The sequence below is a fragment of the Pantoea sp. PNT03 genome, assembly GCF_014852515.1.
Lineage (GTDB): Bacteria > Pseudomonadota > Gammaproteobacteria > Enterobacterales > Enterobacteriaceae > Pantoea > Pantoea leporis.
In genome coordinates this window covers 249639-272030 of record NZ_JACVBT010000006.1, presented here as the reverse complement: position 1 = coordinate 272030, position 22392 = coordinate 249639, and the positions used below count along the sequence as shown (strand labels likewise).

The window sequence follows — 22392 nt, the reverse complement described above, 5'->3', positions numbered from 1 at the left end:
GGGAAAAGGTAGAGCTCTACTGTATGAATGTCCAGATTTTTTTCCCTTCATACTTCAAGCCGCAGATGCGTTGGCTGCACGTTCTCACCCCAGTCACTTACTGATGTAAGCTCCCGGGGATTCGCTCGCTTGCCGCCTTCCTGCGACTCGAATTATTTAGGGAAAACGTTCTCTAATTAGAGGGCTTTTACGGTGAGATCGCCCGCTTTCCACGCATCAATCAGGAAGAAGGGCATCGGCAACACCCATTCGGTTTCACCCTGGATTTTGGCCGGATAGGTCCAGCTTTTCCCGTCGTAGGTGATCTCAACCTGCTGCCAGCCGTTCTCAGCGTTTTCGACCTGGCCCGCCATGCTGGCAAAACCGGCGTTACTACCGACGTGGAAGCTGTCGGTTTGCCAGCGAATCGGCTGATGCGCCGGCCACGGTTGTGCATGATGGAAGCGGAAAATATCGTCATGATTCAAGATGCTCTCACGTACCGTCGGCCACAGCGCCACTTTGAGGAAGTACTGATCGGTAAATCGTTCGCTGCCTTCATATTGCGCGATAAAGTCACGCATCTGCTGCTCAACGCTGTGGAACACGCCGTGGCAGCCGCCCCACATGCCCGCCAGCAGCAGCTCGGTATGCGAGAAGTAATCGCGCATATGATGGAACCAGTAAGGCGAAGTCAGCCAGGCTTCTACCGCCACGACTTCGCGCTCGGACAGCAACGAATCCGCATCACGCACGATGTAGCGTTTGACGCTGTCATCGTCCATCACCAGGAAACGCCACAGCGTTGGGAAGATAGTTTTCTCATGCGACATATCCACCAGTTGGGTGTTTGGCTGCGTCAGGCGCTGCCAGACGTGCTGCGGCACGCTGTCGTCGAGATAGATGCGGCAGATCCAGTCGGGATAAAGCTCGCGCGCCACTTCGATGTTTTTAATCAAGGTTTCGCAGTAGCGTGGCTGACTGCCATACAGGCTAAAGGAGATGATATTTTCTGCCGGATTACTGCGGTTGATCGGCGGTGGTGTCTCAGAAGGGAAGGCGACTTTCGCCCCTTTACTGAAAGTCACATCAGATTTTTGCAGCGATTCGAGGCCGTAACGTGCCGCTTCATCTTCTTTATTCAACCAGCCGCACACTTCGGTTAATCCATCCAGCCAGGTTTCCGATGCCTGTGCACGCTGCGCGGCCGGAGCCTGGTAGATCTTCTGGTAAATTTTATAAGATTTTTTGTATTCGCCAACGCGCATCAGGGTGAGCGCGTAGTCGCTGAGCACCTGCATATGATGGGGCAAGACGCGCAGCACTTCTTCACAGCATTGACGCGCAAGAGGATAATTATTCGCCGCCATCGCCTGGCGAAATCTCGCTGCTGCACCTTCAATGCGTGATTGTGCAGTAGCGGGATTATTCATGAAATTGGGACGTGAGACAGAAACCATTTTGCGCATAAGAAATTTCTCAGTAGCTGCTGAAATTGCGCGCATTCTAATCAGGAAGTTGCGGGATTCCTTATAAGCCTGGTCTCGAATTCATCCCTGACTGGCGCACTAAATTAAGCGACGCGCGGCTTCAACCACAATTTTCACCGCATCACTTTCGGTCTGCTTCATGGTCGCGGCATCCGGGATCTCTTTTTGCGTACGGTTAACGATGACGCCAGCCACCATGCCGGCACGCAGTCCCTGACTGGCGCACATGGTTAACAGTGTAGCGGATTCCATCTCATAGTTGAGGACGCCCATTTGCTGCCACTCTTCCATTGAGCCCTGGAAGCGATTCACCACGCGACCGGAGAAAGTGTCGTAGCGTTCCTGGCCTGGATAGAAGGTGTCAGATGAGGCGGTAATACCAATGTGGGTTTTCGCGCCGCACGCTTCTGCCGCTGCCACCAGCGCGGTGGTGCAGGTGAAATCAGCCACGGCCGGGAACTCCATCGGCGCAAAGTGCAGGCTGGCACCGTCGAGGCGTACCGAAGCGGTAGTGACCAGCACATCGCCCACATTAATATGCGGCTGGATAGCGCCGGTGGTGCCAACGCGCAGGAAGGTGCGCACACCCAGTTGCGCCAGCTCTTCAACCGCAATTGAGGTAGAAGGTCCGCCGATACCAGTGGAGCACACCACAACCGGTTTGCCATCCACTTCAGCCAGATAGGTAGTGAATTCACGGTGTGAAGCCAGATGCTGTGGATTGTCCATCAACGCGGCGATTTTCTTTACGCGCTCAGGATCGCCAGGCACGATGGCCAACGTGGCTCCTTTCAAATCAGCTTTAGTAATGCCAAGGTGGAAAACGTCAGACTGGGCCATAACAGACTCCTGATAATTGGGGATGAGCGCGCCACTCTACGTGAGCAGGCGGCATAAATATGTGACTCAATTCACCATCGATAATGAAACTTACATTATCAGAAAAACATTATGTGACATAAATCACACATTCACGCTGTGCAATTCTGAATTGCTACAAGCGGTGCTGTGTAAGTGTTGGTGGCAATGTTAATAGAGAAGCAGCACACGTGAAAAAATCCCTCTGTACCCTACGCCAGCCTTGCTTCACTTCGCCAGGCTATAGTTACGTGATTGCGCATTTGCTAGCACGGAGAGAACAATGAAAACCGAAGACAATATGGCACAAAAAACGGCACCCGGCGGCTTTGCACCGGCCGTTCAGCCCACCGCAAGCAGCACCATTATTACCGGCAGCGACGCGATTCATGCTGGCGAGACCTCAGTTGCGAGCCAGGGCGAAAACCTGCCTGCCTATTACGCCCGACCAAAAGAGTATCAAGGCACCTTGCCGGTGGTGTTGGTAGTGCAGGAGATTTTCGGGGTGCACGAGCATATCCGCGATGTCTGCCGCCGTCTGGCGCTGGAAGGTTATCTGGCCATCGCTCCGGAACTCTATTTCCGCGAGGGCGATCCCAACGATTACCACGACATTCCCACGCTGTTTAAAGAGCTGGTGAGTAAAGTTCCGGATTCGCAAGTGTTGTCCGATCTCGATCATGTGGCCAACTGGGCCACGCGCCACGATGGTGATATCCGTCGCCTGGCGATTACCGGTTTCTGCTGGGGCGGACGTATTAGCTGGCTGTTTGCCGCGCACAATCCGCAGGTGCGTGCAGCGGTGGCGTGGTATGGACGCTTAGACGGTGAGAAGACGCTGAAGCAGCAGAAGCATCCGATCGATATCGCGGTGGATCTCAACGCACCGGTGCTGGGCCTTTACGGTGGTCAGGATGAGAGCATCCCGCTGGAGAGCATTGATAAGATGCGTCAGGCGCTGCATGCCGCCAATTCCAAGGCGGAAATCGTGGTGTATCCGGATGCAGGACATGCTTTCAATGCGGATTATCGTGCCAGTTATCACGCCGATTCCGCCAAAGATGGCTGGCAACGCATGCTGGCGTGGTTCACGCAGTATGGCGTAGCGCCAAACGCGTAATAATAAGGGGCGCATTTGCGCCCCAATCTCATTTACAGCGACTAAGCCGTTTCACCCCGCAGGTTTTGCGCCGCTTTTACCATGTTCGCCAGCGCCTGACGGGTTTCCGCCCAGCCACGCGTTTTTAGGCCACAATCCGGGTTAACCCACAGACGCTCTGCCGGGATGCTCTGCGCCGCTTTACGCAGCAACTCTTCCATCCACTCCACGCTCGGCACGTTTGGTGAGTGAATGTCATACACGCCCGGACCGATTTCGTTGGGATAGTCGAACTCCTTAAAGGTATCCAGCAGATCCATATCGGAACGTGAGGTTTCGATGGTGATAACGTCCGCATCCAGCGCGGCAATCGAGTCCATGATGTCATTGAACTCGCAGTAACACATGTGGGTATGGATCTGGGTTTCATTCTGCGCCACGGCGGCATTGAGACGGAACGCATCCACCGCCCAGGCCAGGTACGCCGCCCAATCGGACTGATGCAGCGGCAGGCCTTCGCGCAGTGCCGGTTCATCAATCTGAATAATGCCAATACCGGCTTTTTCCAGATCTTCCACTTCGTCACGCAGCGCCAGCGCAATCTGTTTGGCGATGGTTTCCCGGCTTACATCTTCACGCGGGAACGACCAGCAGAGAATCGTCACTGGACCGGTCAGCATGCCTTTCACCGGTTTATCGGTCAGCGACTGCGCGTACTTCGCCCACTCAACGGTGATAGCTTGCGGACGGCTTACGTCGCCGATGATGATCGGCGGTTTAACGCAGCGCGAGCCGTAGCTCTGTACCCAGCCGTTTTGGGTGAACACGAAGCCGTCGAGGTTTTCGCCGAAGTATTCCACCATGTCGTTACGTTCTGCTTCGCCATGCACCAGCACGTCGAGGCCCAACCGTTCCTGCTCCACAATTGCCTGTTTGATGTGCTCGGCGATGCCAGTGCGGTAGTTTCCACCATCAATGTTGCCTTTTTTAAAGTCGAGGCGCAGGCCGCGAATTTCGGTGGTTTGCGGGAATGAACCTATGGTGGTGGTCGGCCACGCTGGCAGATTAAAGCGGTGACGCTGCGCTTTGGCACGCTCGGAGTAGCTGCTGGCACGTTCAACGTCTCTGGCCTGAATTTTCGCCAGACGCTCGCCGACTGCGGCATTGTGAACGCGCGTGGAGTTGGCACGCGCACGAATCGGTGCGCTCCACTCAACCAGCGAAGCGGCATCGTTGTTGTTCAGTGCATGACTCAGCAGTGCAAGCTCAGTGCACTTCTGCAGAGCAAAGGCGAACCAGCTTTTCACTTCCTCATCGAGGCGCGTTTCCACGCTGAGGTCGATTGGGCTGTGCAGCAGTGAGCAGGATGATCCAATCCACAATTGTTGACGCTGCCCCACCAGCGGCTGCAGGCGCGTAAACCAGCTGCTGAGATCGGCACGCCAGACGTTACGGCCATTGATTACGCCGACGGAGAGCAGCCAATCCGCGGGAATCTGCTGGTTCACCTGTTGGATGTCGTCTTTGCCGTGGACCAGGTCAACATGCAGACCTTGCACCGGCAGCGCTTTGATCACGTCGAGATTCTGACCGATGCTGTCGAAATAGGTGGTGAGCAGCAATTTGCTTTCGCCCTGCAGCGCGTCGTAAGCCGGTTTGAAGGCATCGCGCCACGCTTGCGGCAGTTCCAGCGCCAGTGCTGGCTCATCGATTTGTACCCATTCGATGCCGCGTTTTTTCAGTTCAGCCAGCACCTGTTGGTAAACCGGCAGAATGTCTTTGAGCAGTGACAGGCGCTCGAACGACGTACCTTTCACTTTACCCAGCCACAAATAGGTAACCGGACCCAGCAGCACCGGTTTAATCTTGTGCCCGAGCGCCAGCGCTTCATCAACCTCATCCAGCAACTGAGTCCAGGTCAGTTTGAACTGCTGCCCTTGAGTGAATTCCGGCACCATGTAGTGATAATTGGTGTTGAACCATTTGGTCATTTCCGCCGCTGCCGCCGGTTCACCGCTTGGTGCGCGGCCACGGCCAAGGCGGAACAGCGTGTCGAGATCGACCGAGCCATCCTGATTTTGGTGACGAGCTGGCACGTTACCCAGCAGCAGGCTGGTGGTGAGCACGTGATCGTACCAGGCGAAATCGCCGACTGGCAGCAGATCCACGCCCGCCTCTTTCTGCTGTTGCCAGTGACGGGCGCGCAATTCACGCCCCACCGCCAGTAGCTCTTCCTGTGAGCTTTTACCTGCCCAATAGCTTTCCTGTGCTTTTTTCAATTCACGACGCAATCCAACGCGAGGGAAACCGAGAGTGTGGTTCAGAATGGTCATTTTCTGTTCTCCAGATATTCTTAACTGAATAGGGGGCAGAGATGTTTAGCCGTCCAGATGTTTACACCGCCATAATCTGCGGGTACTGTATGTTCCTCAAGCGCAATTTGTTCAATCTCGATGTGAAGGATTCTCATGATCGAACTCAAACACCTGCGGACGCTGCAGGCGTTACGGAATACCGGCTCGTTAGCTGCCGCCGCCTCCCAGCTTCATCAGACGCAATCGGCGTTATCCCACCAGTTCAGCGATCTGGAGCAGCGGCTGGGTTTTCGCCTGTTTGTGCGTAAAAGCCAGCCGCTGCGTTTTACGCCGCAGGGAGAGATTTTGCTGCAGTTGGCTGAGCAGGTTTTACCGCAGATTCAGCAGGCTTTGCAGGCGTGTCATGAGCCGCATCAGGCCACGTTGCGTATCGCCATTGAGTGTCACAGCTGTATTCAGTGGCTGACGCCCGCGCTAAATAATTTCCGCCAGAGCTGGCCGCAGGTGGTGATGGATTTCAAATCCGGCGTGACCTTTGATCCGCAACCCGCGTTGCAACAGGGCGAGCTGGATGTGGTGTTGACCTCCGATATTTTGCCGCGCAGTGGATTGTTTTATTCACCGATGTTCGATTTTGAAGTGCGTTTGGTAATGGCACCGGATCATCCTTTGGCGCAGCTTGAGCACATTGCCCCGGAAGATATGGCCGATGAAGTGCTGATGATCTATCCGGTGCAGCGTCAGCGTTTGGATGTGTGGCGCCATTTCCTGCAGCCTGCGGGCGTCAGTCCAGCCTTGAAGAGCGTCGATAACACGCTGCTGCTGATTCAGATGGTGTCGGCGCGTATGGGCATCGCCGCGCTACCGCATTGGGTGGTAGAGAATTTTGAGCAGCAGGGGTTGGTGGTGACCAAAACCTTAGGAAATGGTTTGTGGAGCCGCTTGTATGCCGCCGTACGCGAAGGCGAGCAGCGTCAACCGGTAATGGAAGCCTTTGTGCGGTTTGCCCGTCAGCACGCCTGTGAACATCTGCCCTTTGTGCGCGATGCCGCGCGTCCCGGCTCACTTCAAACCACCTCATCCTGATGTTGTTGGGCGGCGAAAGTCGCCCGCGCTGTTATCCCTGCCCCGCCTGCTCTATAATGCGCCGCCTCAACCCGCGACCAAGAGAGTTTCACCATGATGAGTAACGATGTTCTGCGCAGCGTGCGCTACATGCTGGATTTGAGCGATAGCAAAGTGGTGGAGATTTTTGCCCTGGCAGGAAGTGAAGTGCCGCTGGAAGACGTGCAGGCGTGGATGAAGAAAGATGACGATGCCGCGTTTCGCAAGCTGCCAGATGTATTGATGGGCTATTTCCTTAACGGTCTGATTTTTTACCGTCGCGGTAAGAGTGAAGATGCGCCCGCGCCTTCGATTGAGCGCCGCATGAATAACAACATTTTCATGAAGAAATTGCGTATCGCCTTTGAGCTGAAGACCACCGATATTCCTGATGTGCTGCTGAAAGCGAACTTCAAGATTTCACAGGCTGAGGTTGGCGCGATTTTCCGCAACCCAGATCATAAGAATTTCCGCGAATGCGGCGATCAGATTCTGCGTAATTTCTTGAAAGGGTTGACGATGATTCATCGTCCGGGGCCGGCTAAGAAGGGTTAATCGCTTCTTTGTTCGAGCCGGGTCAGGGATAGCGCGGCAGATCGCAAAGGGAAACCACTTCCTTGTGGATCAGCCTCGCCATCCATGGCTCGGATGCTTTGCTCCACTGCCGCGCTATCCCTTCCCTTTTAGCCTATGCGTTGCTTTTCTTACCTAATACCCAGCGTTTGTGCACATAAAGGGATGCGAAAATCACGGCGGCACCGGCGAGAAAACTTGGCCAATGCGGTTTCTCCTGCCAGATCGCCAGATTCACCAGCAAGCCCGCTGGCACATGCATGTTGTTCATAATACCCAGCGTGCCAGCATCCACCTGCGTAGCGCCATAGTTCCACATGAAATAGCCCAAACCTGAAGCCGCCACGCCTAGCCACACCAGAATGCCCCACTGCAGCGACGTGGTCGGCAGTTTGTTCGGATTGCCCCACAAGCTCCAGGCGATCACCGCGATCATCACCGCGCCCAGATAGAACCACGAAAATGCGGTGTGCTGCGGCATCGGGCGAGTTTCCTGCAGGCGTTTGTAGCCCACCATGCCGATGGCGAAGCAGATGTTTGCCGCCTGTACCAGCAGCAAGCCGAACCAGAAATGGTCGCTGACTTTGTCGTAACGAATAATCGCCGCACCGATTACCGCCAGTAGCGCGCTGAAGGCATAGCCGATACGCAGCGGACGTCGGCTGAGCAAATCGTAGATCAGCGTGACATACAGCGGCGTCATCACGGTGAACAGCAGGAACTCGGTCACGCTGAGATACAGATAAGCCTCAAAGCTTAATAAATACATGATGCCAAGCTGCAGCATGCCCACCAGCATATACAGCAGGATGGTGGAAGCACGGTAACCGCGCCAGCGCAGGAACGGCAGGAAAACGATGGCGGCGAGCGCCAGACGCATCAAAACAGAGAACCAGGAATCCACCTGACCTGCGAGGTATTCCCCGATCAAACTGAAGGAAAAGGCCCACAGAATGGTGGTAACGATCAGTAACGGCACGGTAACGATCTCAAAATGGACAGTGGCGCTAGTGTAAACAAACTGTCGAAATCGGGGTGAACTATCTGGTTTACAAGTGGATAAAATAACGACGAATAATTTTCATTTCACATTTTTACGCTCGGGTAAAAATGCGCGAAATACAACATTTCCTGGTTTTTTTCGCTCTCAATTGTCATAAAACTGTAACATATGTGTCACATGTCACAGTAACAGCGCGTGACCATCACTATCCTTTGCGCGAAATGGAAACTTCGCTTTGCCATTTTTACTGCCTGTTTTTGCCCCAACCTGCTGGGAACTCATAACTATATCGCGCCCTGGAGGGCCACACTCATGTTGAGTATTTTCAAACCTGCACCGCATCGCCCACAAGTGGCCGATGATCGTGTTGATCCGCTTTATCGTCGTCTGCGCTGGCAGATTTTCCTGGGAATATTTTTTGGCTATGCCGCCTACTATTTGGTGCGTAAAAACTTTGCGCTGGCAATGCCTTATCTGGTGGAGCAAGGCTTCTCGCGCGGGGATCTCGGCTTTGCGCTATCGGGCATTTCAATCGCTTACGGCTTCTCGAAATTCATTATGGGCTCGGTCTCAGACCGCTCGAATCCGCGCGTGTTTTTGCCCGCCGGATTGATCCTTGCCGCAGCGGTGATGCTGGTGATGGGATTCGTGCCGTGGGCCACCTCCAGCATCATGGTGATGTTTGTGCTGCTGTTCCTGTGCGGCTGGTTCCAGGGCATGGGCTGGCCGCCGTGCGGGCGCACCATGGTGCACTGGTGGTCGCAGAAAGAGCGCGGCGGAATTGTGTCGGTTTGGAACTGCGCGCATAACGTCGGTGGCGGTATTCCTCCGCTGCTGTTCCTGCTCGGCATGGCGTGGTTTAACGACTGGAAAGCCGCGCTGTATATGCCGGCGTTTGGCGCCATCCTCATCGCGATTATTGCCTTCGCCTTGATGCGTGACACACCACAATCTTGCGGTTTACCGCCGATTGAAGCGTGGAAAAATGATTATCCGCCGGATTACAACGAGGATCACGAGCAGGAGCTGACGGCGAAGCAGATTTTCATGCAGTACATTCTGCCCAACAAGCTGCTGTGGTACATCGCACTGGCGAACGTGTTTGTATACCTGCTGCGTTACGGCATTCTCGACTGGTCGCCGACCTACCTGAAAGAGGTGAAGCACTTCACGCTGGATAAATCCTCGTGGGCCTACTTCTTTTACGAATATGCCGGTATTCCCGGCACGCTGCTGTGCGGCTGGATGTCGGACAAAGTGTTCCGCGGCAACCGTGGCGCAACCGGCGTGTTCTTTATGACACTGGTGACCATCGCCACCGTGGTGTACTGGCTGAATCCTCCAGGCAATCCAGGCATCGACATGCTGTGCATGATTGTGATCGGCTTCCTGATTTACGGTCCTGTGATGCTGATTGGCTTGCACGCGCTGGAACTGGCACCGAAAAAAGCGGCCGGAACGGCAGCCGGCTTTACCGGGCTGTTTGGCTATCTCGGCGGATCGGTTGCGGCGAGTGCGATTGTCGGTTACACCGTGGATTATTTCGGCTGGGACGGCGGATTCATTGTGATGATTGGCGGATCGGTGCTGGCGGTGATTCTGCTGCTGCTCACCATGGTCAGTGAACACAAACACAAGAAACAATTGGCATAACTAAAAAGGGCCGGTGGTGACCGGCCCTTTTTTCTAGGCGAGGAACAGTTTACGCAGCGTGTGCGGCACGGCGTCATCCGCGTTGCTGCCAATCACTTCCAGCGTCGGCAAGGTATCTTTCAAACGCTGCTGCGCATTGCGCATGATGCAGCCTTTACCCGACATGCTGAGCATCTCCACATCATTCATGCCGTCGCCAAAGGCGATGCACGCTTTCAGCGAGTGGCCGAGCTGTTTCGCTACCGCTTCCAGCGCGTGACCTTTGGAAACGCCGCCCGCCATCACTTCCAGACACGTTGGCAGCGAGAAGCTGACATTCACGCGATCGCCCCAGCGCGCTTCAATCGCCTGCTCCATGGGAATCAACCGCTCCGGATCTTCGCAGGTGAAGAACACTTTGCTGATGCCATCAGTCGGCAGCATGCCCGGCTGGTAAACCTGATAGTTAAACACCGATTCACGGAAATAGTCCTGCTCATCCGGACGATGACGGCTCATGAACCACTCATCGTCGCGATAGACGTGCGTCAGGATATGCTCGTCATGATATTGCAGGCCATAGAGATCGCTGGCGATGTCGCCGTCAAGATTGTGGCTGAACACCAGTTCACCTGCGGCATTGTGCACGCGTGCGCCATTAGACGTGATCATGTAAGCCGGAATGCCGAGCTTATCGCGCATCTGTCCGACGTCGATGTAGTGACGGCCGGTGGCAAAGACAAAGTGGATATCACGCGCCACCAGTTCCTGCAGCGTGGTGCGCGCGAACGGCGTCAGGCGGTGGTCCGGAGAGAGCAGCGTGCCATCCAGGTCGGATGCGACGATGTGATACATGTAAACCTCGGGTGTTGATATCGGAAAGTAAAATTGATTAAGCGTGGCGTTCAAAGAAATCGACCACCGCGTTTAGCGCTTCGGCACGCATCGCGTCTGTTTCAAACAAGATCTCATGACGCGCTCCTTTGATCACATACGGCGCGTTGCCCGCGCAGGGATGTCCTGCTGCGGCCATCGCCGTACAAAATAGATTTTGTGAGCGGTTATCCACCACATCATCTTCACTGGCCTGCAGCAGCAAGGTCGGCGTGGTGATGTTCGCTACCTGATTGAAGATGTCCCGCCCGGCCTGCACGCCTTCGCGCACCCAGTGATAAGTGGGGCCACCGACGCGAATTGCCGGATCGTCGGCGTAAAAACGCAGATTACGGCGATAGCGTTCGCGGCTATGCGTCAGGCGGTTGATGCCAAACGGATTGGCGCGCCAGCGCCCGGTGCCCAGCGCGTAACCTTCACGCAGCGCCGGCAGTTTCTCGGTCCAGTCCAGAATGCGGTGCGCCATCCAGTCGGGCAGTGGCAGCACAATGCCAAACATCGGCGCGGAGAACACCGCAGCATGAAACGCCTGCGGCTGACGCGCCAGAAACAGCGCTAAAATCGCGCCGCCCATCGAGTGGGCCAGCACGTAGCGCTGCTGATAATGTGGACTCACGATCTCTTTCAGATACAGCGTTTCCAGATCGTCAACGTAGTCGCCAAATTCCACCACATGGCCGCGATGCGAATCTTCCAGCAGACGTTCAGAGCGTCCCTGACCGCGATGGTCGAGAATCACCACATCGTAGCCGCACATGAACAGGTCGTAAGCCAGTTCGGGATACTTGATGTAGCTTTCAATGCGGCCAGGCACGACCAGAATGACACGGCGATGTTGCGGTGAGGTGAAACGGACGTAGCGAATCTTCAGGTTGCCGACGCCGGTAAATTCACACTCTTCACGGCGACGCCAGAAGTCGAGCAGCGGACCGGTGGCAAAGGCCGAAAAGCCTCGCTCACGTCCGAGCCAACTCTGTTTATGCTGCTGCATCCGTCCCCCTGAAAAAAAACGTGATTTGCGCGCCTGTGCTGCGTAGCGTGCGGCGATTTTCTGTCGTATTGTGTCACACTTCGCTAACTTCAGGGAATGTCACACATGACCATTGAATGGTGGTTAACCTATCTGCTGACCACAACCATCCTTAGCCTTTCACCTGGTTCCGGCGCGATCAACACTATGAGCACCGGCATCAGTCACGGCTATCGCGGCGCAGCGGCATCGATTACCGGCTTGCAGCTGGGTCTGGCCATTCATATTGTGCTGGTCGGCGCCGGTTTGGGTGCGCTGTTTTCCCAATCGATTCTGGCGTTTGAAGTCCTGAAGTGGGCCGGCGCAGCCTATCTGGTATGGCTGGGCATTCAGCAGTGGCGCTCGGCGGGTGGCATCGACCTCGACGCCGTTGCCAAAGCCATGCCGCGTCGCCGCCTGTTTAAGCGTGCCGTGTTGGTAAACCTCACCAACCCGAAAAGCATCGTGTTTCTCGCTGCGCTGTTCCCGCAGTTTATTCAGCCGCACCAGCCGCAGCTCATGCAATATCTGGTGCTGGGCGTGACCACCATTGTGGTCGATATCATCGTAATGATTGGTTACGCCACGCTGGCAACGCGTATCGCCGGCTGGATTAAAGGACCGAAGCAGATGAAGCTGCTGAACCGCACCTTTGGTGGATTGTTTATGGCAGTAGGCGCGCTGCTAGCCAGCGCACGCAGAATGGCGTAAAAGAAAATCGCACCCACGTCAAAGCCGTCGGTGGCGCAGCCAGTTCGGTGCCGGCCAGCGCGCAGCCCCCGGAGCGTACACGTCGTACGTGAGGAGGGCGAGCACTGCCCGGTACCGAAATGGCAAGTAAACCAGGCTTAACGTGAAATGATGAGGTGAATGCCAAAACCGGCGAACAACACGCCCGCCATACCATCCACCCACTTCGCCATTCGCTGATACTTATCACGCATCCACGGCATAGCGAAAATCGCCGCCACCAGCGTAAACCACGCGAACGTCTCTCCGATAATCAGCAGGAACAACCCCCAGCGCTCCATCGCGCCAACGTCGTTGCCAACAAACAATGAGAATACGCTACCGAAGTAGATGATCGCTTTTGGGTTCGACAGGTTAGTCAGGAAACCTTTCAGGAAGCTCATGCCCTTTTTCGGCAGCTCAACCACCGGCGCTTCCGATTGTGGCTGCTTATGACGTTGACGCGCTGAGCGCATCAGCTGCCAGCCCATCCACAGCAGATACAATCCGCCGCCGACCATAATGATTTCATGCAGCCAGGCCATTTTTTCCAGGATCAGATGCAGGCCCATCAGCGCCACTCCGGCCCAGATCACAATACCCAGCGTAATGCCCAGAACGCCCATCATCGCCTCTTTGCGCGAGCGGCTCGCCGCCGTTTGCGACACAAAGAAGAAGTCCGGGCCGGGACTCATCAGCGCAACCAGATGCACCAGCGCGACGGTGGCGAATAACATCAGCATGAATTTTTTCCTTTAACCTTCATCTACATGTTCTTTGATCATCACCAGGAACGGTTTACCAAAACGCTCCAGTTTGCGATGACCGACGCCGTTCACGCTGAGCATTTCTGACGCGCTAATCGGCATTTGTTCTGCCATTTCAATCAGCGTGGCATCGTTAAACACCACGTACGGCGGAATATTCTCTTCATCGGCAATCGCTTTGCGCAGCTTACGCAGCTTGGCAAACAGCTGGCGATCATAATTGCCGCTGTGCACTTTCGGCGAACTGCTGCCGCGCGTTTTCACCGTCACGATACGCGGCACCGCCAGCATCAGCGGCACTTCCGCACGTAATACCGGACGCGCCGCTTCGGTGAGTTGCAGCGCAGAATGCATGGCGATGTTTTGCGTTACCATCCCGAGGTGAATCAGCTGACGCAGCACGCTGATCCAGTGTTCGTGGCTGTGCTCGCGGCCCAGGCCGTACACCGGCAGTTTGTCGTGGCCGTTGTCGCGAATACGCTGATTACTGGCGCCGCGCAAAACTTCAACAATATAGCCCATCCCAAAGCGTTGGCCGGTACGATAGATGCTCGACAGCGCCTTTTGCGCCTCCAGCAAACCGTCGTAGCGACGCGGCGGATCGAGGCAGATATCGCAGTTATCGCATTGTTGCTGGCGACCTTCGCCGAAATAGTTCAGCAACACCAGACGACGACAGGTTTGCGCTTCAGCAAACGCGCCCATCGCGTTGAGTTTGTGGCGTTCTATATCCTGCAACGGGCCGGGCACTTTCTCTTCCAGACATTTACGCAGCCACGCCATGTCGGCCGGATCGTAAAGCATCATCGCTTCGGCAGGCAGGCCATCGCGCCCGGCGCGGCCGGTTTCCTGATAATAGGATTCGATGTTGCGCGGAATATCGAAGTGCACCACAAAGCGCACGTTGGGTTTGTTAATGCCCATCCCGAACGCCACGGTGGCGACCACGATTTGCAGATCGTCACGCTGAAAAGCTTCCTGCACGCTGGCACGCTGCGCGCTATCAATGCCGGCGTGATACGCGCCAACGCTCAAACCACGGCTCTGCAGGCGCGCGGCGGTGTCTTCCACTTTGGCGCGGCTGTTACAGTAAATGATGCCGCTTTTGCCGCGCTGATCCTGCACATAACGCAGAAGTTGCTCGGTGGGTTTGAATTTCTCCACCAGCGTGTAGCGAATATTGGGGCGGTCAAAGCTGCTGATTTGAATCAGCGGATCGTCCATCTGCAGCAGATGGACGATATCGTTACGCGTGGTTTCATCGGCGGTGGCGGTCAATGCCATGACCGGCAAATCAGGGAAGTGCTGACGCAGCTGGCCGATAGAGCCATATTCCGGACGGAAATCGTGGCCCCACTGCGAAATACAGTGCGCTTCATCCACCGCCAGCATCACCGGATTCCACTGGTGCAGGCTGTCGAGGAAATTGTCCATCATCAGACGTTCAGGCGCGATATATAGCAGCTTGAGCTTGCCGGTACGACAATCCGCAAACACCTGCTGCTGCTGCTCACGCGTCTGCGTCGAGTTGAGGCACGCTGCAGCCACGCCGTTGGCCAGCAGCTGATCGACCTGATCTTTCATCAGTGAAATCAGCGGTGAAACCACCAGCGTCAGCCCTTCGCGCACCAGCGCCGGGATTTGATAGCACAGCGATTTGCCGCCGCCAGTCGGCATCACCACCAGACAATCGCGTCCTGACAGGGCGGTTTCGATGATGTTTTGCTGACCTGGGCGGAACTGCTGATAGCCGAAGGTATCTTGTAATACCTGCTGCGCCAGCATTTCCTGATTAAGCACTGCCGATGTTGCCACGGTAATCCTGTCTTTGTTGCGGGTTAGAACAGATCGTTGAGCGTCACGCCCACGCCGAAGCGCGTCTGGCGATGGTTATAGTCGATCAATGATTCACCATAACCGCTGAAGACCTGCGTGTAAAAGCGCACGTGTTCAGAGATCGGGTAGCTCCAGGCGAAGGTTGCACCGCCAAAGCCGCTGTTCCAGTTGTAGTTACCTTCCACGCTGAAAATGTTCTCGCCCATCATGTAGCCGAGCTTGGCGCGGTAGTAACCCATGTATTTGGTGATGTCCGGGTTATCGTCATTGCTTTCACTTTCAGGCAGACGATACCAGGGTTTGATCTCTGCGAGCAGATTGCCGTTCTGCGCCATGAAGCGCGCGTAAACGCGGTTCCAGCTGCGTGAGGTCGGCTCGCTGCGGCCGTTCGACTGATGCACTAAGCCGGTTTCCACATCGCGTAAGGTCCAGCCTGCGAAAGTGTAATCGGTGGCCCAGCCGAGGAAAATTTGTGGCTCATAATCGGTTTCACGGAACGGTGATGACGCCCCACGGTTCGAGAGCTGCCACCACGAGCGCTGAGTATAGGACGCCGCCAGCACCGAGTTATCGCCTAAAATGCCGCGCCACAGCGGAAACGCGAGGCTGAGCTGGAATTTTACTTCATCATTTTTAGCTTTGTCTGCCCAGTTGTACGAAGAGATCGCCTCTTTGTTCATGTCGCTGGTGTAGGTGTAGAGCAGATAGTTGTTTTCGTAAGGATAAAGCACGAACGGGTTATCGTGTTTCTCCAGCAGGTTAGCGATAATGCTGCCCTTCACTGCCGGTGCATCATGAACCTCTTTTATCGTGGCTTCTTCAGCCTGCGCCAGGCCAGGAAGGATCAGCGCCGCGGCCAGCAAGGCGTAATGCTTACGCATAGAATTCTCCAGAGAACTGCGTGTCGTAATCGTCAAGTGACGGTTCAAAAAGCAGGCCATTCTACACGCAAAACCTGCGGTTGATCAGCGCCGATTTCCGAAACTGGAAAGCGGCTCGAACGCGGCATAATATACACAACTCGTTAACATTTTAAGGCAGGCATTATGTCATCCCCGTTGCTGACACAGCAGGAAGCGCGTCGTCTGATTGGCGAAATCTTTGTTTATCACATGCCCTTCAATCAGGCGCTCGGATTAGAGCTGGATCGACTGGAAGCGGATTACGCCGAACTCGGCTTCGCCAATAAAACCATGCTGGTCGGCAACGCAGCGCAGCAGATTCTGCACGGCGGCGTGATCGCTTCAGTGCTCGATGTCGCGGCCGGGCTGGTGTGTGTCAGCTATGCGCTGACGCGTCAGGAGAGCATTACCGAGGAAGAGCTGCGTCAGCGCCTGTCGCGCATGGGCACCATCGATATGCGCGTGGATTATCTGCGCCCTGGCCGTGGCGAGCGCTTTGTCGCCACCAGCAGCCTGCTGCGCGGCGGCAACAAAGTCGCTGTGGCGCGCGTGGAGTTACATAACCAGCAAGGCGATTACATCGCCACCGCTACCGCCACCTACATGATTGGCTAATCAGTATTTTTGGAATGACATGATGGATTCGCAACAAACTCGCCAGGGTATTGGCTATGCGCTCGGCGCTTACTTCATTTGGGGCATTGCCCCCGCCTACTTCAAACTGGTCAAAGAGGTGCCCGCTACCGAGATCATGACGCATCGCGTGATTTGGTCCGCACTGTTTATGCTGTTGTTGATCACATTGACGCGCAGCTGGGCGCAGGTACGTAGCGTACTGGCTCAGCCGAAAAAGGTGCTGCTGCTGGCGCTGACCGCCATCACCATTGGCGGCAACTGGCTGCTGTTTATCTGGGCAGTGAACAATCAGCACATGCTGGAAGCCAGCCTCGGCTACTTTATCAACCCGCTGATTAATGTGGTGTTTGGCATGCTGTTCCTGCGCGAACGCTTCCGCCGCTTGCAGTGGCTGGCGGTACTGCTGGCGACCACCGGCGTGCTGGTGCAGCTGTGGCAGTTTGGATCGCTGCCGATTATCGGCCTTGGCCTGGCGTTGAGTTTTGCTTTGTACGGTTTGGTGCGCAAAAAAATTCAGGTCGATGCGCAAAGTGGCATGTTGATCGAAACGCTATGGCTATTCCCGCTGGCGGCGATTTACCTGTTTGGTTTTGCCGACAGCGCCACCAGCCATCTCAGCGCCAACGCCATGAGCCTCAATCTCAAGCTGGTCGCGGCGGGCATTATCACCACCATTCCGCTGATGTTTTTTGCAGCCGCCTGCGCGCGTCTGCGCTTATCGACCGTCGGTTTCTTCCAGTATCTGGGTCCGACGCTGATGTTCCTGCTGGCGGTGCTGTTCTACGGCGAGCGCCTGACGCCGGATAAAATGGTGACCTTCGGCTTTATCTGGCTGGCGCTCGCCGTGTTCATTATTGATGCGGTTGCGTTCTCAGCTCGGGCGCGCATGCGCGTAGCGTGAAATAAAACGCGCCAGCGCCGGACCGGTAAGCAGAATGGTGAACAGACGCAGCGTCTGCAGCGCCATGACAAAAGCCATATCGACCCGCGTGCCGGCCGCAATAATCGCCACGGTATCCAGCCCGCCCGGGCTGGTTGCCAGATAGGCGGTCATCAGATCGACGTGTAGCACGCGCGTTAGCATCCAGGCTAATCCGCCGCACAACAGCATCAAACCAAAAATCGACAGCAACATTTGCGGCAGCGTTCGCAGCGCAAGTTTGAAAATCGGTCGGGTGAAACGCAATCCCACGCTCCAGCCAATCAGTGCATAGGCTAGCGCCAGCAGCCATTCCGGAACCTGCAAAGTCGCCACATCGGTGCCGTGCAATACCGCACCGATCAGCGCGGGTAGCAGCAAGGCACCAGAAGGAATTCGCAGCCTCTGGCCGAGCCACGCACCGGCGACCATCACCAGCAGCGTCAGCAGAAAGCTGCTGTGCAGCGCGGGAAACCATACCAGATCAGCTGCACCGCCGTGGGTGCCGAGGCCAATGCGCGCCACCACCGCCGCAGCGGTGGCGACAAACAGCACGCGCAGATACTGCATAAACGCCACCAGCCGCACATCCGCCCCGAAATCACCGGCCATCGCCACCATCGCCGAAGCGCCGCCGGGCGACGATCCCCATGCGCCGGTTGGGCCGGGCAAACTACTGAAGCGTACCAGAAGAAAGCCGGACAGGCCGCTGGCCGCCAACGTCAGCACCAGCACCGCCAACACCACCGGCCAATCCTGGATCAGCGGTGTGAGAATGCCCGGCGATAAGCTCTGGCCAATCATGCAGCCGAGCACCGCTTGTGCCAGCACGAAGAAACGTTTATCGATGCGAACAGTCGCGCCGGACAAGCCCATAAAGGTGCCGACGATCATCGGGCCAAGCAGCAAGGCCGCAGGAAGATGGAACAGCTGGAGGATAATCCCCAGCACTAACGAAGCAATCAGCAGCAGTGTCCACTGAAGTCGCAATGAGAAGCGCGCCATAGGAGAGAATCAGATAGTGAGCAGAGCCAACAGGTTACGCAGAAAATTTAAGTTTATCTACCAGGTCGCCATAAATGGCGCCCCTACATTTGTCATGAGCGGTTTTGTAGGGTCGTCATTCATGACGACCTGGACTTAAGAACGGTTACAACCAGTTCTTGCGTTTGAAATAGAGGTACGGCGCCAGGCCAGCGAGAATCATCAGGCTAATCGCGCCCGGATAACCAAAGCTCCATTTCAGCTCCGGCATAAACTCGAAGTTCATGCCGTAGCTGGATGCCACCAGCGTGGGCGGCAGGAATACCACCGAAACCACTGAGAAGATCTTGATGATGCGGTTCTGCTCAATATTGATGAAGCCCATTGCCGCCTGCATCAGGAAGTTGACCTTCTGGAACAGCGATTCGTTATGCGGCAACAGCGATTCGATATCGCGCAGGATTTCACGCGCCTGCTCCAGCTGGTTGCCCGGCAGACGCGCTTTGCGCACCAGGAAGTTGAGGGCGCGCTGGGTATCCATCAGACACAACCGCACTTTCCAGCCGATATCTTCCAGCTCCGCCAGACGTGACAGCGCCTGATCGTACTCTTCGCCCTGCTGGCCTTCCATGATCACGCGGCTGAGTTTCTCCAGCGCGCTATAGATGTTCTCGATCTCATCCGCCAGCTGTTCGATTTTGGTCTCAAACAGATCCAGCAGCAGCTCATAGGCGTTGCCATCGGTCAGCATCTGGTTGCGCGCACGCATGCGATAGAGACGGAAAGCTGGCAGTTCGCGTTCGCGCAGCGTATACAGGCGATCTTCGCGGATGGTGAATGCCACGGTGGAGTTGCCAGCGTGGTCTTCGGCATCTTCAAAGAAGAAGAAGGAGTGAATGTGCAGGCCGTCTTCGTCTTCGAAGAAACGCGCCGAGGCTTCGATGTCTTCCAGCTCCGGACGCGTCGCCAGGCTCTGGCCGAGCTCGCATTGCACGCGATCGCGTTCGCTGTCGTCAGGTTCGATCAGATCGACCCAAACAGACGTGTTGAGTTTGTCGTTATCTTCTTCCAGCTCGATGCGCGTCAGGCGATTACGATCGAGTTTAAATGCGCTCAGCATAGCAATAACTCCCCATTTTTTTGGAATGGGACAAGGCGGTGACCACTGTAAATTACGGGCACGGCGAAGCCTGAACACGGAAACTTTCGCTTCAAGGGTAAATCAGTGCTAACTCACGCGACGAGAGTAAAAAAGGGAGGTCGCTGTTAACCGCTAAGGCTACCAGCTAAAAGAGGTAACCTTAGGAGTTCCTGTTAAACAGATGATTGAGCCAGCATCGACTGGGCGCGTCCAAGGCATTGTCCTCTCATGATAATAGTGCGCGCATGTTACGCTGAGACGAAAAAGTCGTCAAGGTAGCGCAACCGCGCTACACCGTTTCCAGACGGGCGTAAGCCGCCACCAGCCACTTGATGCCCTGGCCCTGAAACGCCACTTGCAAACGGCTGTGTTCACCGCTGCCTTCGAGGTTGATGATGGTGCCTTCACCGAACTTGGCATGACGCACGCGCTGGCCGAGCGTGAAGCCGCTGTCATTTTGCGCGATGGGCGTGCCCATGCGCTGATGGCTCACCGGACGGCTGACGCTGGCGCGCAAACGCACCTCTTCCACGCACTCTTCCGGCAGCTCGCCGATGAAGCGTGATGGACGGTGATACACTTCCTTACCATAAAGACGACGGCTTTCAGCATAGGTGAGCGTCAGCTTGACCATGGCACGCGTCACGCCAACGTAAGCCAGACGGCGCTCCTCTTCCAGACGACCGCCTTCATCCAGCGACATCTGGCTCGGGAACATGCCCTCTTCCATGCCGACGATAAATACCTGGCTGAACTCCAGCCCTTTCGCCGAGTGCATGGTCATCAGCTGCACCGCGTCCTGCCATTTGTCGGCCTGGCCTTCGCCTGCCTCCAGCGCCGCATGCGACAAGAACGCCTGCAGCGGCATCAAATCTTCGTCTTCGTCCTGATAGCTGAACTGGCGCGTTGCCGTGACCAGTTCCTCAAGGTTTTCTATACGCGCCTGGCCTTTCTCGCCCTTCTCCTGCTCGTACATCACCCATAAACCGGAGTCTTTAATTACGCGATCGGTTTGCACATGCAGCGGCATCTCGGCGGTTTCGCTGGCCAGTGAATCGACCAACTCGCAGAAGCGTTGTAACGCCGACGCGGCGCGTCCTGCTAAGGCTTTGTTCTGCAACAGCTCGCGCGTGGCCTGCCACAAGGTGAGTTGCTGATCGCGCGCGGTCTGGCGCACCACATCGAGGGTACGATCGCCGACGCCGCGCACCGGCGTGTTCACCACACGCTCAAAGGCTGCATCGTCATTGCGATTGGCCATTAAACGCAGATAGGCCAGCGCATCTTTAATCTCCTGACGCTCGAAGAAGCGCATGCCGCCATAAATGCGATACGGCATGCTGCCTTGCAACAGCGCCTCTTCCAGCACGCGCGATTGGGCGTTGCTGCGGTAGAGAATGGCGCAATCCTGCAGCGCATTGCCGTTCTCGTGCCAGCTTTTGATGCGATTGACCACAAAGCGCGCTTCATCCAGCTCGTTGAAGGCGCAGTAGAGCGAGATCTTTTCGCCATCGCTGCCGTCGGTCCACAGTTCCTTACCGAGGCGGCCATTGTTGTTGGCGATCAGCGTGTTCGCCGCTTTCAGAATGTTGTTGGTCGAGCGATAGTTCTGCTCCAGGCGAATGGTTTCCGCGCCGGGAAAATCCTGCAGGAAGCGCTGGATGTTCTCCACCTGCGCACCGCGCCAGCCGTAAATCGACTGATCGTCATCGCCGACGATAATCACGCGGCCGCTATCACCCGCCAGCATGCGAATCCATGCGTACTGAATATTGTTGGTATCCTGGAACTCATCCACCAGCACGTTGCTGAAACGCTCGCGGTAATGGTTCAGGATATGCGGCTTGTTCAGCCAGAGTTCGTGGGCGCGCAGCAGCAGCTCGGCGAAATCCACTAATCCGGCGCGATCGCAGGCTTCCTGATACGCCTGATAGATGCGCAGCCAGGTTTGCTCAACCGGATTGCCGTAGCTTTCGATGTGTTTTGGCCGCAGGCCTTCATCTTTTTTGCCGTTGATGTACCACATGCCCTGACGCGCAGGCCACTGTTTCTCATCAAGGTTCATCGCTTTGATCAGGCGCTTCAGCAGACGCAGCTGATCGTCGCTGTCGAGGATCTGGAAATCCTGCGGCAAACCGGCATCAAGGTGATGCGCGCGCAGTAAACGGTGCGCCAGGCCGTGGAAAGTGCCAATCCACATGCCGCCCTGGCTGGTGCCGATCAGTTGATCGATACGATGGCGCATTTCCGCCGCCGCTTTATTGGTAAAGGTCACCGCCATAATCGAATACGGCGAGCAGTTCTCTACCGACAGCAGCCAGGCGATGCGATGCACCAGCACACGGGTTTTGCCACTGCCTGCTCCGGCCAGCACCAGCAGGTTGCTGCGCGGTGCGGCGACCGCCTCGCGCTGTTTGTCATTCAAGCCGTCAAGCAGATCAGAAACGTCCATAAGCACCGTTCGCGAAAGAAAATGAACTCAAATCCACACTGCTGCGGATAGAGCTGTATATATTTACATG

19 protein-coding genes are annotated in these 22392 nt (G+C 55.9%); 7 read left to right on the top strand and 12 right to left on the bottom strand.

Translation table 11 applies throughout. The features are described 5' to 3' along the window. Positions 1-176: 176 nt before the first annotated feature. Together IB226_RS20935 and udp are read right to left on the bottom strand one after the other, a co-directional pair. On the bottom strand, positions 177-1448 hold the full coding sequence (locus tag IB226_RS20935) for a tetratricopeptide repeat protein (RefSeq protein ID WP_192236895.1): 1272 nt from the start codon (positions 1446-1448) through the stop codon (positions 177-179). A gap of 99 nt (positions 1449-1547) precedes the next feature. Next, the gene (gene udp / locus IB226_RS20930) at positions 1548-2309 is read right to left on the bottom strand and encodes a uridine phosphorylase (protein WP_008105797.1); all 762 of its coding nucleotides are present in this window, start codon (positions 2307-2309) and stop codon (positions 1548-1550) included. A 301-nt stretch (positions 2310-2610) separates the two neighbouring features. Between udp and IB226_RS20925 the strand changes: the two genes are divergently transcribed. Further along, positions 2611-3447, top strand: coding sequence for a dienelactone hydrolase family protein (locus IB226_RS20925; RefSeq protein WP_101763738.1), 837 nt, complete (start codon positions 2611-2613; stop codon positions 3445-3447). Between the two features lie 41 nt (positions 3448-3488). Here IB226_RS20925 and metE read toward each other — a convergent pair whose 3' ends face one another. Continuing rightward, positions 3489-5759 carry a 5-methyltetrahydropteroyltriglutamate--homocysteine S-methyltransferase gene (metE, locus tag IB226_RS20920; RefSeq protein WP_192236894.1) on the bottom strand — a complete coding sequence of 757 codons (2271 nt, stop codon included), beginning with the start codon at positions 5757-5759 and terminating at the stop codon, positions 3489-3491. A 135-nt stretch (positions 5760-5894) separates the two neighbouring features. On the opposite strand from metE, the gene metR reads away from it, so the two are divergent. Together metR and IB226_RS20910 are read left to right on the top strand one after the other, a co-directional pair. Then, positions 5895-6827, top strand: a complete 933-nt coding sequence (gene metR / locus IB226_RS20915; protein ID WP_192236893.1) for an HTH-type transcriptional regulator MetR — start codon at positions 5895-5897, stop codon at positions 6825-6827. Between the two features lie 93 nt (positions 6828-6920). Then, positions 6921-7400 carry a DUF1456 family protein gene (locus IB226_RS20910; protein WP_101763741.1) on the top strand — a complete coding sequence of 160 codons (480 nt, stop codon included), beginning with the start codon at positions 6921-6923 and terminating at the stop codon, positions 7398-7400. Positions 7401-7533: 133 nt separating this feature from the next. On the opposite strand, the gene IB226_RS20905 is transcribed toward IB226_RS20910, so the two are convergent. Next, positions 7534-8397 carry a carboxylate/amino acid/amine transporter gene (locus IB226_RS20905; RefSeq protein WP_101763742.1) on the bottom strand — a complete coding sequence of 288 codons (864 nt, stop codon included), beginning with the start codon at positions 8395-8397 and terminating at the stop codon, positions 7534-7536. Between the two features lie 336 nt (positions 8398-8733). On the opposite strand from IB226_RS20905, the gene glpT reads away from it, so the two are divergent. After that, positions 8734-10074, top strand: a complete 1341-nt coding sequence (gene glpT / locus IB226_RS20900; protein ID WP_110867929.1) for a glycerol-3-phosphate transporter — start codon at positions 8734-8736, stop codon at positions 10072-10074. A 33-nt stretch (positions 10075-10107) separates the two neighbouring features. On the opposite strand, the gene yigL is transcribed toward glpT, so the two are convergent. Together yigL and pldB are read right to left on the bottom strand one after the other, a co-directional pair. Next, entirely contained in the window at positions 10108-10908 is an 801-nt protein-coding gene (gene yigL, locus IB226_RS20895; RefSeq protein ID WP_192236892.1) for a sugar/pyridoxal phosphate phosphatase YigL, read from the bottom strand. 37 nt (positions 10909-10945) lie between these two features. After that, positions 10946-11938: a lysophospholipase L2 gene (gene pldB, locus IB226_RS20890; protein ID WP_101763745.1), complete on the bottom strand. Its 993-nt coding sequence runs from the start codon at positions 11936-11938 to the stop codon at positions 10946-10948. Positions 11939-12043: 105 nt separating this feature from the next. Here pldB and rhtB point away from each other — a divergent pair, with 105 nt between their 5' ends. Beyond that, positions 12044-12667, top strand: coding sequence for a homoserine/homoserine lactone efflux protein (gene rhtB, locus IB226_RS20885; protein WP_101763746.1), 624 nt, complete (start codon positions 12044-12046; stop codon positions 12665-12667). A gap of 137 nt (positions 12668-12804) precedes the next feature. Here rhtB and rhtC read toward each other — a convergent pair whose 3' ends face one another. Genes rhtC through pldA form a run of 3 tightly spaced genes read right to left on the bottom strand, consistent with a single transcriptional unit; the run spans position 12805 to position 16169 of the window. After that, positions 12805-13428, bottom strand: a complete 624-nt coding sequence (rhtC, locus tag IB226_RS20880; protein ID WP_110867926.1) for a threonine export protein RhtC — start codon at positions 13426-13428, stop codon at positions 12805-12807. 12 nt (positions 13429-13440) lie between these two features. Next, positions 13441-15267, bottom strand: coding sequence for an ATP-dependent DNA helicase RecQ (gene recQ / locus IB226_RS20875; protein ID WP_101763748.1), 1827 nt, complete (start codon positions 15265-15267; stop codon positions 13441-13443). A 23-nt stretch (positions 15268-15290) separates the two neighbouring features. Beyond that, the gene (pldA, locus tag IB226_RS20870; RefSeq protein ID WP_101763749.1) at positions 15291-16169 is read right to left on the bottom strand and encodes a phospholipase A; all 879 of its coding nucleotides are present in this window, start codon (positions 16167-16169) and stop codon (positions 15291-15293) included. 165 nt (positions 16170-16334) lie between these two features. Here pldA and IB226_RS20865 point away from each other — a divergent pair, with 165 nt between their 5' ends. Together IB226_RS20865 and rarD are read left to right on the top strand one after the other, a co-directional pair. Then, positions 16335-16805, top strand: coding sequence for a thioesterase family protein (locus IB226_RS20865; RefSeq protein WP_101763750.1), 471 nt, complete (start codon positions 16335-16337; stop codon positions 16803-16805). Positions 16806-16827: 22 nt separating this feature from the next. Further along, positions 16828-17727: an EamA family transporter RarD gene (gene rarD, locus IB226_RS20860; RefSeq protein ID WP_192236906.1), complete on the top strand. Its 900-nt coding sequence runs from the start codon at positions 16828-16830 to the stop codon at positions 17725-17727. On the opposite strand, the gene IB226_RS20855 is transcribed toward rarD, so the two are convergent. From IB226_RS20855 to uvrD, 3 genes are all read right to left on the bottom strand, one after another. Beyond that, positions 17698-18750, bottom strand: a complete 1053-nt coding sequence (locus tag IB226_RS20855) for an AbrB family transcriptional regulator (RefSeq protein WP_101763752.1) — start codon at positions 18748-18750, stop codon at positions 17698-17700. The genes rarD and IB226_RS20855 overlap by 30 nt on opposite strands. Before the next feature lie 145 nt (positions 18751-18895). Next, positions 18896-19849 carry a magnesium/cobalt transporter CorA gene (corA, locus tag IB226_RS20850; RefSeq protein WP_008105777.1) on the bottom strand — a complete coding sequence of 318 codons (954 nt, stop codon included), beginning with the start codon at positions 19847-19849 and terminating at the stop codon, positions 18896-18898. A 310-nt stretch (positions 19850-20159) separates the two neighbouring features. Next, positions 20160-22322 (bottom strand): DNA helicase II, encoded by a 2163-nt coding sequence (gene uvrD, locus IB226_RS20845; protein WP_101763753.1) that lies wholly within the window; start codon positions 22320-22322, stop codon positions 20160-20162. Positions 22323-22392: the final 70 nt, after the last annotated feature.